At 30.7% G+C, this 12,561-nt stretch carries 11 protein-coding genes; 6 read left to right on the plus strand and 5 right to left on the minus strand.

What is annotated here, in order from left to right:
* Positions 1-185: 185 nt before the first annotated feature.
* Entirely contained in the window at positions 186-1,832 is a 1,647-nt protein-coding gene (gene pafA, locus HXZ74_RS01925; RefSeq protein WP_286473591.1) for an alkaline phosphatase PafA, read from the minus strand.
* 101 nt (positions 1,833-1,933) lie between these two features.
* Between pafA and HXZ74_RS01930 the strand changes: the two genes are divergently transcribed.
* The gene (locus HXZ74_RS01930) at positions 1,934-2,386 is read left to right on the plus strand and encodes an SRPBCC family protein (RefSeq protein ID WP_280050370.1); all 453 of its coding nucleotides are present in this window, start codon (positions 1,934-1,936) and stop codon (positions 2,384-2,386) included.
* Between the two features lie 50 nt (positions 2,387-2,436).
* Here the strand turns inward: HXZ74_RS01930 and HXZ74_RS01935 are convergent, their stop codons facing one another.
* Positions 2,437-2,643: a hypothetical protein gene (locus HXZ74_RS01935; protein ID WP_038334195.1), complete on the minus strand. Its 207-nt coding sequence runs from the start codon at positions 2,641-2,643 to the stop codon at positions 2,437-2,439.
* 135 nt (positions 2,644-2,778) lie between these two features.
* On the opposite strand from HXZ74_RS01935, the gene fumC reads away from it, so the two are divergent.
* From fumC to HXZ74_RS01950, 3 genes are all read left to right on the plus strand, one after another.
* The gene (gene fumC / locus HXZ74_RS01940; RefSeq protein ID WP_038334188.1) at positions 2,779-4,176 is read left to right on the plus strand and encodes a class II fumarate hydratase; all 1,398 of its coding nucleotides are present in this window, start codon (positions 2,779-2,781) and stop codon (positions 4,174-4,176) included.
* A gap of 130 nt (positions 4,177-4,306) precedes the next feature.
* Positions 4,307-4,741 (plus strand): Xre family toxin-antitoxin system antitoxin, encoded by a 435-nt coding sequence (locus tag HXZ74_RS01945; protein ID WP_038334185.1) that lies wholly within the window; start codon positions 4,307-4,309, stop codon positions 4,739-4,741.
* A 2-nt stretch (positions 4,742-4,743) separates the two neighbouring features.
* Entirely contained in the window at positions 4,744-5,196 is a 453-nt protein-coding gene (locus tag HXZ74_RS01950; RefSeq protein ID WP_280037933.1) for an RES family NAD+ phosphorylase, read from the plus strand.
* 56 nt (positions 5,197-5,252) lie between these two features.
* Here HXZ74_RS01950 and HXZ74_RS01955 read toward each other — a convergent pair whose 3' ends face one another.
* The 3 genes from HXZ74_RS01955 to HXZ74_RS01965 form a co-directional block, all read right to left on the minus strand.
* Complete coding sequence (locus HXZ74_RS01955) at positions 5,253-7,655, minus strand: heavy metal translocating P-type ATPase (RefSeq protein WP_286473594.1); 2,403 nt, start codon at positions 7,653-7,655, stop codon at positions 5,253-5,255.
* A gap of 85 nt (positions 7,656-7,740) precedes the next feature.
* Complete coding sequence (locus HXZ74_RS01960) at positions 7,741-8,997, minus strand: sensor histidine kinase (protein WP_181816310.1); 1,257 nt, start codon at positions 8,995-8,997, stop codon at positions 7,741-7,743.
* Positions 8,998-9,062: 65 nt separating this feature from the next.
* Positions 9,063-10,409 (minus strand): sigma-54-dependent transcriptional regulator, encoded by a 1,347-nt coding sequence (locus HXZ74_RS01965; RefSeq protein ID WP_286473679.1) that lies wholly within the window; start codon positions 10,407-10,409, stop codon positions 9,063-9,065.
* Between the two features lie 191 nt (positions 10,410-10,600).
* On the opposite strand from HXZ74_RS01965, the gene HXZ74_RS01970 reads away from it, so the two are divergent.
* Both HXZ74_RS01970 and HXZ74_RS01975 read left to right on the plus strand, forming a co-directional pair.
* A complete protein-coding gene (locus HXZ74_RS01970) occupies positions 10,601-11,842 on the plus strand; it encodes an efflux RND transporter periplasmic adaptor subunit (protein ID WP_280061442.1) in 1,242 nt (413 codons plus the stop codon).
* A 4-nt stretch (positions 11,843-11,846) separates the two neighbouring features.
* A complete protein-coding gene (locus HXZ74_RS01975; protein WP_286473595.1) occupies positions 11,847-12,557 on the plus strand; it encodes an ABC transporter ATP-binding protein in 711 nt (236 codons plus the stop codon).
* The last annotated feature ends 4 nt before the right edge of the window (positions 12,558-12,561 follow it).

The raw sequence follows: 12,561 nt of genomic DNA on the forward strand, positions 1-12,561 counted from the left end.
TTATTTATATTTTTTTCATTATCAATGATATAAATTCCTGATTTACTAAAATTACATAATAGATGTTAATCGTTAATTTCTTTAATTCTAAAAAGTAAATAATTGAAATAGAGTAAATAATAATTATAGTAAAAAAAAAAAACGCAACTAATTAAGTTGCGTTTTTTTAATTATTTTTTGTAAGATTATTTTGGATTTGTTACTTCAGAAACTGGCTCTCCAATATTTCCGTTTGGCTCTTCTATATGTAGCAAAGCTGCAACTGTAGGAGCGATGTCTGTCATATAAACACGGTTATTGTTTTTACCGTGTTTTATTCCCCAACCCATCAAAACAAATGGAATGTGAGCATCGTAAGAACCCCAAGTTCCGTGCGTTGTTCCTCCAGCATTTTGTTTTCCGCCGTACCATTGTGGTTCTAAAATATAAGTAATAGCACCGCTACGTTTACGATTATAACCATTAACCATTCGTTCTTTGATAATTGCAGGAATAGAAGCTTCTCCAATTTTATCCATATCAGCTACGAAAGAAACGCCATCAACTTTTTGCATAAATTTTACGATTTCTTCTTTGATATCTTCTTCGTCTAATTTATTTTGTTCGATTGTTTGATAATTCAAATGAACTTGATAATTTGTCAATGAACGTACAATATCAGTAGATTTGAATTTCTCTTGTAATTTAGCGTTCAATGCTTTTTTTACTTCTCCTGTTGGAAAGTATCCTGCATTACCTTTTTTATCTTGGAAATACTTTGGATTATGAGCTCCACCATGATCCGCAGTTAAGAAAACTAAATATTGTCCTTTTCCAACTTTTTGATCTAAATGATTAAATAATTGTTCCAAATCTTTATCTAAACGCAAATAAGTATCCTCAGCTTCGATTGTATTTGGCGTAAATTGATGTCCAACATAATCGGTAGAAGAGAAACTAACCGCTAAGAAATCTGTAATTCCTTTCTCGTTTTGACCTAATTTTTCGTTATCAATAATTTCGATTGCGATATCTTTTGTTAACGAATTTCCGAAAGGAGTAGAGCGAATCAAACCTAAACCATTGTCTTTTTTCAATGCTTTCAAATCATAAGGAAATTGCATTTTATCTAATCCTTTATAATTTTCGCGGTATGGATTTCCATCTTTTTCACTTTGTACATACGTATCAATCGGATAAAGTGTATTCCATTTGTCTAAATATTTTTCAGCAACTTTTTTATCATTGAATTTTTGCAGCCATTTTGGCAACTCATTCATATAAAATGTACTCGAAACCCAATTTCCTGATTCCCCTTCAAACCAAAAAGCAGCATCAGCAAAATGACCAGCAGGTAATATTCCTCCACGATCTTTTAACGAAACTCCATATACTTTTGAACGAAAATTTGTTGCTAATTTTAATTGATCAGTAACTGTTGATGTCAACAAGTTTTTTGGAGACATTTTTCCAGCTTTTGAAGAAGTACCAACCCCATTTACAGCGTCATCTTGTGTACAATACATTTCTTGTCCTGTTGCTTGAATGATAAAATCGTTCCCAGCAATTCCGTGAATAGCAGGTACAGAACCCGTATAAATAGTACTATGACCAATAGCTGTATAAGTAGGTATATAAGGAATATAGGTGTTTTCGTTGCTAAAACCTTCGTTTAACATACGATTGAAACCTCCTGTAGAATATCTATCTTGGTAACGATATAAATAATCCCATCTCATTTGATCGACAACGATACCAACTACTAATTTTGGACGGCTAACCTCTTGTTGCGCGTATAGCGAAAGACCAGCAAATAGTCCTAAAACACTTAAAAAAGTCTTATTAAATTTCATTTTAAAAATTTTACAATAGCAAATGTAACAATTAAATTTTGGGCTAAATTTAAATAATAATTAAAATTAGTAAATTAAACAAAATCATAAAAAAATAGAGTATGAGTGCAAAGCCTGTAGAAATAGTAGAAATTTTTGATGTTTCAATTGAGAAACTGTGGAATGCCTTGACGACAAAAGCTGCTTTTGATAAATGGTATTTTGATATTGAGAAGTTTGTTCCAAAAGTTGGATTTGAGTTTGAATTTTATGGCGGATCATATTTACATCATTGTAAAATAGTAGAAGTAGAGCCGACTAAATTATTAGCTTATACATGGAAATATCCAGTCTACGAAGGAAATTCTGTTGTTACATTTATTTTGGATGAATTAACAGATGAAATTGTTCCGCAAACAAAATTAACGCTAATTCATGAAGGAATTGAAACTTTTCCGCCTGATGATAAGAATTTCTCGCGCGAAAGTTTTGAAGCTGGTTGGACAGAAATTATCCGAATTAGTTTGAAAAATTATTTGGAAGGAAATTACGAAGAAGATTCGAAAGTAGAATAAATAAAAAAAGGAACTTCGTCAAGTTCCTTTTAAATTTTTTTAACAGCTTATTATTTTTTGAATAATACTGTGATTCCTTCTTGATTTGGTAAAATCGGACGAGGATCTTCTGCTGTTACTATTCCTGCTTTTTCTTTTCTTAAATTCGCAACCCAAAATGGAATCCAAGAAATAGCCATCGTTGCAAAAAAGATGATACCCCAGAATCCGCATAAAGCGATTGTTAAGAATAATAAGAAACCTAAAAATTGAATCATGATTTTATTTTTATGTGATACAAACTTAGTAAATAAAATTTATAGAAATACTAACATTAATCACTTTTCTTTCATCAAACGATTTCTTAAATTTGTGAGATAAGTAAACAATAATAAATAATAAAAAATACCAAAATGGAATACAGAATTGAGAAAGACACCATGGGGGAAGTAAAAGTTCCTGCAGATAAATATTGGGGTGCTCAAACAGAACGTTCTCGTAACAACTTTAAAATTGGTCCTGCGGCTTCTATGCCTCACGAAATTGTAGAAGGTTTCGCATACTTAAAGAAAGCTGCTGCTTATGCAAATGCTGAATTAGGTGTTTTACCTGTTGAAAAACGTGATGCTATTGCGGCTGTATGTGACGAAATTTTAGCAGGAAAATTAGATGATCAATTTCCTTTAGTAATTTGGCAAACAGGTTCAGGAACTCAATCTAATATGAATGTGAACGAAGTAGTTGCTAATCGTGCGCAAGTTTTAGCTGGATTCAAAATTGGAGAAGGTGAACCAGTTCTTAAAGCGAATGACGACGTTAACAAATCTCAATCTTCTAATGATACTTTCCCAACAGGAATGCACATTGCTGCTTATAAAGCAGTTGTTGAAGTAACAATTCCAGGTGTTGAGCAATTACGTGATACATTAGCTAAAAAAGCAGAAGAGTTTAAATCTGTTGTAAAAATTGGTCGTACACACTTAATGGATGCAACTCCATTAACATTAGGTCAAGAAATTTCTGGATACGTAGCTCAATTAAACCACGGTTTAAAAGCTTTAAGAAATACATTAGAACATTTATCTGAAGTTGCTTTAGGTGGTACTGCTGTAGGTACAGGTCTTAACACGCCAGAAGGATACGATGTTTTAGTTGCTAAATACATTGCTGAATTTACAGGACATCCATTTGTAACAGCAGAAAATAAATTCGAAGCATTAGCTGCTCACGATGCAATCGTAGAAACTCACGGAGCTTTGAAACAATTAGCTGTTTCATTAAACAAAATTGCTAATGACGTTCGTATGTTAGCTTCTGGACCTCGTTCAGGTATTGGAGAAATTATCATTCCAGAAAACGAACCAGGATCTTCTATCATGCCAGGTAAAGTAAATCCTACTCAATGTGAGGCGTTAACAATGGTTGCTGCTCAAGTTATGGGTAACGATGTTGCGATTACAATTGGTGGAACTCAAGGTCATTACGAATTGAATGTTTTCAAACCAGTTATGGCTGCAAACTTCTTGCAATCTGCACGTTTATTAGGAGATGCTTGTGTATCTTTTGATGAGCATTGTGCTCAAGGTATCGAGCCAAATTATAACCGTATCAAAGAATTAGTTGATAATTCATTAATGTTGGTTACAGCGCTTAATACAAAAATTGGTTACTACAAAGCTGCAGAAATTGCTCAAACAGCTCATAAAAATAACTCTACGTTAAAAGAAACTGCTATTGCATTAGGATATGTAACTGCGGAAGAATTTGACGAATGGGTGAAACCAGAAGATATGGTTGGTTCTTTGAAATAAGAAATTTTTAAATCATTATATCACAGAGAGGTTGCTTAGGTAACCTCTTTTTTTGTTAAATTTATTTAAATTTGAGAAAAAGTTCCTTTCTTAAGAGGAAAAATTGTAACTTTAGTAAAAGTTTAGAATTATGGCAACTGTTAAACTAAAAAAATACGAACAAATCATAAATGAAATCCCTGAAGTAAGAGATTTTACGAGTGTTTATTTTTACGTAAATCGTTATAATATTGATCAAAAATACATTCAATATCTTGATGAATTATCAACGCTAAAAGACGAAATAATCTCAAGTTGGTTAAATATCACAACGCGTACCTACAGAAATTACAAAACAAAAGATGTATCTCTTAAAGACAATACAAAAGAGCATATTGTTTTATTGATTTCTTTATACAAGCACGGTTTGGAGGTTTTCAATACAAAAGATGATTTTGAGAAATGGTTAACAACGCCTAATGTTTTGTTAGATAAAAAATCGCCAGCAGATTTTCTTGATACAGTTTCAGGTCTCAAATTTATCGATAATCGTTTAACTGCGATAGAGTACGGAGAAAACGTGTAATAATGTTAGTTTTCAATATTCGTAAAGCGAGATATTCAAAATCATTACAAGCTTCTGGAGTTGCCAACAGATGGAATAAAAATGATGAATTTGTTATTTACACAGGAAGTTCTCGTGCGCTCTCAACCTTAGAATTGGTCGTGCACCGAAGTTCTATTAGCATTGATAATTCGTACAAATTATTAGTGATAGAAATTGATTGTGAAGAAGATGAGATTTATGAAATAAAGAAGTCTAAATTACCTAAAAATTGGCAATCTGTAGAGGCTTATCCCGAGTTACAAGAAATTGGTTCTGCTTGGTATCAAGATTTTAAATATTTGGTCATGAAAGTTCCATCGTCAATTATTCCAAAAGAGTATAATTATTTAATCAATACAAAACATCCTGGTTTTGCTTCAAAGGTTAAAATCAAAGAATTAGAAGATTATAATTGGGATGATCGTTTGTTATAAAAAAAAAAAATCGACTAAATATTTAGCCGATTTTTTTATAAATATTTTAGAGATTATTAAATCTTTTTATACTTTAACAATAAACTATTTGTTACAACACTTACGCTACTCAAAGCCATTGCTGCGCCAGCAATCATAGGGTCTAACAAAAATCCGTTAATTGGATAAAGCACTCCAGCAGCGATTGGAATTCCGATTATATTGTAAATAAATGCCCAAAATAAATTTTGATGAATTGTTTTGACCGTTTGCGTAGATAAATTAATTGCATGATCTATTTTTGTCAAATCTCCTCCAATCAACGTAACTTCTGCCACATCAATCGCAATATCAGAACCATTACCCATTGCAATCGAAACATCTGCCTGAGCCAACGCTGCACTATCATTAATTCCATCACCAACCATTGCAACAACTTTTCCTTTTTGTTGCAAATCTTTGATAATATTCATTTTATCATTTGGTAAAGCATTTGCGACCACTTGATCAATTCCGACTTGTTTTGCAATTGCATTTGCCGAAAACTCGTTGTCACCAGTTACCATCCAAACTTCAATTCCTTTTTCATGAAAAGCTTTAATAGCTTCAACAGAAGTTGCTTTTATTTCATCAGAAATTCCAATTAATCCCAAAACTTTTTCATCATTTCCAAAGAAAGAAGTGGTATAATTTTTAGTCGAAAAATCTTGAATAGCTTGTTCAACCTTTTCATCAATCTGAATATTTAATTCATTTATCCAACTTGTTTTTCCAACATAATAAACTTTATCTAAAATATTAGCTTTCAAACCTTTTCCAGATACATCTTCAATTTTTAGTTCAGGTAAAATATCTTGTTTCCCAATATGTTCTGTAATCGCTTTTGCTAAAGGATGTTGTGAATTATTTTCGATTGTATAAAGCACATTTTTAGCAGAATCATCAAACCAAATCAATTCTTGTACTTTCGGTTTTCCTTCGGTAATTGTTCCTGTTTTATCTAAAATAATTGTATCAATTTTCTTCGCTAATTCTAAACTTTCGGCATTTTTGATCAAAATTCCTTGCTCAGCACCTTTTCCCATTCCAACCATAATCGCGGTAGGCGTTGCCAATCCAAGTGCACAAGGACAAGCAATAACAAGCACAGTAATCATCGATAAAAGTGCCATTGTAAAAGCATTTTCTTGACCTAAAATTAACCAAGTAATAAACGTTAAAATTGCAATAATAATCACAATCGGAACAAAAACACCTGCAATTTTGTCTACCAATTGTTGAACTGGCGCTTTACTTCCTTGTGCATTTTTTACTGATTGAATAATTTGAGACAAAAGTGTATCATTCCCTACTTTCAAGGCTTTATATTGAATAGGAGAGTTTTGATTTAAAGTTCCTGAAAAAACATTCGCATCAATTCCTTTTTCTACCGGAATTGGCTCTCCTGTCAATGAACTTTCATCGATAAAAGATTCTCCCGAAACAATAATTCCATCAACCGCAATTTTATCTCCAGGTTTTGCAACAATCAAATCGCCAATTTGTACATCTTCAATCTTCACTTCAACCTGATTTCCATCTTTCACAACCAACACAGTATTAGGTTGTAAACCGATTAATTTCTTGATCGCTTCGGAAGTATTTCCTTTCGCACGTTCTTCCATCAATTTACCAATCAAGATAAAAACGATGATTAAACCAGCAGCCTCGAAATAAGGATGCGCGTGTAAACCTTTGCTGTGCCAATATTCTGGAAATAATGTATTGAAAACGCTAAAAAGATAGGCTACACTAGTACTCAAAGCAACCAAAGTATCCATATTAGCCGATTTATTTTTCAATTGTTTCCAAGCACCGACGAAAAATTGTTGTCCAAAAATAAAAAGAATTGGCGTAGAAAGTGCCCACATAATGTAATTTCCGTAAGGCATATCCATAAAAAACATTCCGATAATAAATAAAGGAACTCCAAATATTAGCGCCCAAATCACTTTATTTTTCAGCGTTTTATATTTTTCTTCGTGAAGTTGTTCTATTTCTTCATCTTGATTTTTAGACTCATCAATCACCAAATCATAGCCAACTTCTACTAAAGCATTTTTCAAATTTTCTGGAGAAACAAGAGTAGGAATGTACTCGATTTTTCCCATTCCATTTCCGTAATTCACCTCCGCATTTACAACGCCCAACTGACGATTAAGATTCGCTTGAGAACTACTCGCACACGAAGCACACGTCATATTGAGAACGGGATATGATTTTTCGACAGAATCTATTTTGAAGTTATTTTGCTTTAAAGTTTCATAGATTTTAGGGGAAACTTTCCATAATTTTTTTGCCGAAACATTAATCGTTTTAGCGTTTAAATTCACAGTATATTCATCAAGATTTTCTGTTTCAGAAAGTAATTTATTGATTAATTCAACATCTTTTTCTGAATTCAAATTGATAATCGGTATAGTAAGTGTTTGTGCATTCATAACAGTAATTTTATAGGACAAATTTCCAAAGATTTTGGCGAGAAAGTATTATATAATTAGAGGTTAAAGTTACACTTTTTACCAATTACTTTAAGATGATATTAAAACGTTTTACGCCATCATTTTGTTGATAATACAAATAACCTTTGTGCGCTTCTATAATATTTTTGGAAAGTGTCAAACCAATTCCTGCGCCGTCTTTTCGTGTTGTATAAAAAGGTAAAAATATTTTGGAAATGATTTCTTCATCAATCAATTGTCCAGAATCTTGAATAATAATTTGCAATCGATTATCGGTTTGTTTCGATGAAATTTCAATTGATTTAATTTCTGCATTTTCTAATGAATAAATCGCATTTTTGATTAAGTTAATCAAAACTTGTTCAAACAAAATTCGATCAATTTCAACTTCAATATTTTGTGGAATTAAATTCTGAAAAACAATATTTTTTTGATGAAATTCAGCCGAAAAAGATTGTTCAATTCCTTGGACAATTTCATACAAATTCTGTGTCGATTTAACAGGATTTGGTAACATGGTCAATTGACGATATTGCTCTACAAATGTCTGCAAATGTTGACTTCTATTCATAATTGTATCCAAACTCAAACGAATATCATCATAATCATTTTTGTCTAAATTATCCGTTTCAAAATAAGTTTTTGTGGTATTCGCTAATGAATAAATCGGCGTCAAAGAATTGATAATTTCATGCGCAATAACTTTCATAATATTCATCCAAGCCTCTTTTTCAGTAGAATCAATCACACGTTGAATTGAATCGATAAAAATAATCGCATATTCATCATGTGCAATCAACGTTTTTGTGTTCTGAATTAGATAAGTTTGTCGCTCTTCATCATTAATCTGAATATCAATTGTATTTTTAAAATCATCAAATTCTTTATTTTCTAAAGTTTCACAAAACTGTGGAATCAATTTTTTTAGATAATTCCACGAACTTGATTTTGGAACGCTAAATATCTGTTGAAAATGATGATTGATAAATATAATTTTTCGATCATTTTCTTCTTTTTTAAGAATCAAAAAACCAAACGGAACGGCATTCAATAATTGATGATAAATGATTTCTTTAGACGAATTTAAAACATGTTCTTCTCTAATTTTATGATATAATTTTAATGCAGAATTGTCTTTTTTATATTGATTTTGATTAATATTTAAGCTAAAGTCATTATACAATAAAGCATCTATAATTATTTGATTTTTAGAAAGATAATTTTTAGAAAAATAAATTATTTCAGTAATCGAAGCAATCAAAATAATGCAAACAAATGTAAATGAAAACCAATAGTTTTTGATTCCAAGAAATGCCAACATAAACAAAAGAAATTCTAAAAAAAGTATTCTAAATACTAACTGAAAAATAAGAGAATTGCGTTTCATTATTTATAATTCGTAATGTTATATTTTTCTAATTTTCGATACAAAGCAGCACGAGAAACACCTAAATTTTCTGCAGTTTTACTAATATTTCCTTCAAAAAAGTGTAAACGTTCTACAATTTTATTTCGTTCTATTTCATTCAAATTATTTGAATTATCTGTTATTTTTTGAGGAATAAATGTTGTGAAACCTAAATTTTCAATCGTAATTTCATTTTCTTCAGCCAAAATAACTGCACGTTCAATTCTATTTTGCAATTCTCGAATATTTCCGTTCCAATTGTAGTTTTCTAATTGAAGCAAAATTTGTTCATTAATAAATGGTTTTTCAATCTCATATTTATCAGCATAAAGTTCTAAAAAATAATCAATCAAAGGTTTAATATCTTCTTTTCGTTCGCTAAGATTCGGCATTGTAACTGAAATTGTATTGATTCGATAATATAAATCTTCCCTAAATTGACCTTCTTTTACTGCTCTTTCAAGATTCGCATTCGTAGCAACAATTATACGAACATCAACTTTTCTTGGTGAACTTTCTCCTAAACGAATAATTTCTTTATTCTGAATCACTTGCAAAATTTTTGCTTGCAAATTATTTGGTAAATTCCCGATTTCATCTAAAAAAATTGTTCCATTATTTGCAGCTTCAAATCGACCAATTGTATCTTCTTTCGCATCAGTAAATGCTCCTTTTTTATATCCAAATAACTCACTTTCAAAGAGATTTTCGTTTAAAGAACCTAAATCAACATGAATAAATTTTTCAGTATTTCGAGTAGAATTTTCATGAATTGATTTTGCCAAAACTGATTTTCCCGTTCCATTTTCGCCTAAAATCAAGATTGTTGCATCAGTTTTTGCAATTTTATTGGTGAATTTATACACTTTTACGATACTCGGAGAATTTCCATAAAACAATTTATTTTCTTTCGGTTCTTTTATTTGTTTCGATTTTCTATGCAGTTTTATCACTTCTTTTATAAGATCAACCAATTTATCATTATCCCAAGGTTTTAAAATATAATCAATCGCACCCAATTTTAAACCTTCAACCGCAGTTTCTACGCTTCCATAGGACGTCATCAAAATTACTTTCGTTTTTGGTTGCGTATGTTGGATCTCTTTCAGCCAAAAAATTCCTTCTTTTCCATCTTCATAACCTGTTCTAAAATTCATGTCCATTAAAACAACATCAATTTCATTTTCTACCAAGATTTGTTGAATCTTTTTGGAATCAGAACAAGTGATAATTGTTTCGAATTGACGTTTCAAAAGTAGTCGACTTGCAATTAATATTTCTTCTTGATCGTCTAAAATCAGTATAGTGGCTAAAGTTTTCTTCATATTTAGTTTTGTCATGTGTCCGTTTCTGAACAAATAAGTGTTCGTTTTCGGACAGTCAATTTTTATTATAAGTTTTTAAAAGAATTGATTTCAATGCTTTAAGAAATTATAAATTTTGGGCACATTTATTACGTATTGATAATTAGTAAAATAACCATAAATAAACGGCTGTTTGGTAAATTTAATAAATAATGGATACGAAAATCAATCAAAAAAATAAAAAATATAAACGCCTCGGAATAATTGCTGTGACAACCATAATTTTAGGTGGTTCGAGTTTTTATTTGATGAATCGACCACGAGCTTTAACTGTAAGTGCAAATGAATTGATGATAAAAGACGTTTCTGAAGATTATTTTGAAGATTTTGTTGTTTTTCAGGCACAAATAGAACCAATTAATTCAATCTTTATCAATGTGATAGAAGGTGGTTCTGTTCAAGAAATATTTGTAGAAAATGGAGAAATGGTTACAAAAGGTTTGCCAATTGCACGATTATATAATCCGAATACGGAACTTAATTTTTTGACGCAAGAAACGGCAATTATCGAACAAATGAATCAATTAAATGTTGCAAAACTATCTATTCGGAATCAAGAATTGGATTTATCAAAGGATTTTGTAGGAATTGAACACGATTTTAATCAATCAAAATTAGATTATGAATTGAATCAAAAATTGTATAATAGAGAAGTGTTAGCGAAAAATGAATGGGAAAATACAAAGGAAAAAATGCGCTACCAACAAGAACGAAAAGCAATTATACAGAAAAGTTTAGTTAAGGAACGTGAATCAAATTCGATTCAATTAAAACAAATTAATGAAGCTTTAGCTATCATGCAAAAAAGTTTGGTAACACTTCGAAAAAATAAGCAAAATTTCTTGGTTTTGGCACCTGAAACTGGTCGTTTAAGCTCTTTTGAAGCGACATTAGGACAATCAATAGAAGCAGGGAAAAGTATTGGAAAAGTGGATATTCTAAGCGGATACAAATTGGTTGCAATGGTTGATGAATATTATTTGGATCGAATACAAGAGAATCAATATGGACAAATCGAAATTAAAGGAAAAATCATAAAAGTAAAAGTGACTAAGATTTCTCCAGAAATAAAAAGCGGAAAATTTAAAACAGAATTAGAATTTATTGATAAAATTCCCGAAAATTTACAAGAAGGTTTATCCGTAGGAGTAAAATTGATCTTATCCGAAAAAGAAAAGAAATTAGTTATTCCAAAAGGATCCTTTTATACAACAACACAAGGGAAATGGATTTTTGTTATCAATAACGATAAAGCAACACGTAGAAAAATTGAATTAGGTAGAGAAAATCCGAGTGTTTACGAGGTGATTTCAGGATTAAAAACAAATGAAAAAGTAATTATTTCGAATTACGAAGATTATAAAGAAGTACAAGAATTAACAATAAAAAAATAACATCATGATTAAAATAGAAAACTTATCAAAAATATTTATTACAGAAGATGTTCAAACAAAAGCTTTGAATGGGATTAATTTAACAATCAATTCTGGAGAATTTATTTCCATTATGGGACCTTCGGGTTGTGGAAAATCTACTTTATTGAATATTATTGGATTATTGGATTCTTTCAATGAAGGAAGTTATGCTTTGAATAATCTTGAAATGTATAATGCCAACGAATCGAAACGTTCTCAAGTTAGAAAAGAAAACATAGGATTTATCTTCCAAAATTTCAACTTAATTGATGAATTATCAGTTTATGATAACATTGAATTGCCTTTGATTTATTCTAAAGTTTCAAGCTCAGAACGAAAAAAACGAGTACAAGAAATTGCAGAAAAATTAAATATTGTTCATCGTTTACAACATTATCCACAGCAACTTTCTGGTGGTCAACAACAACGTGTTGCAGTTGCAAGAGCCTTGGTGATTAATCCTAAAATAATTTTGGCTGATGAACCAACAGGAAATTTGGATAGTATCAATGGAAATGAAGTGATGGAGCTATTAACCGATTTACATGCGCAAGGTTCTACAATTTTGATGGTAACGCATTCAGCTCATGACGCGGCTTATTCTGATAAAATTATTACCATGAAAGATGGTGAAATTCTTTCTGAAAAAATGAATCAGAAAAATGTAAATGTTTTTGAGAAAACTAAAATTTAAATTG

The sequence above is a fragment of the Empedobacter sp. R750 genome, from assembly GCF_030324345.1.
GTDB lineage: Bacteria > Bacteroidota > Bacteroidia > Flavobacteriales > Weeksellaceae > Empedobacter > Empedobacter falsenii_C.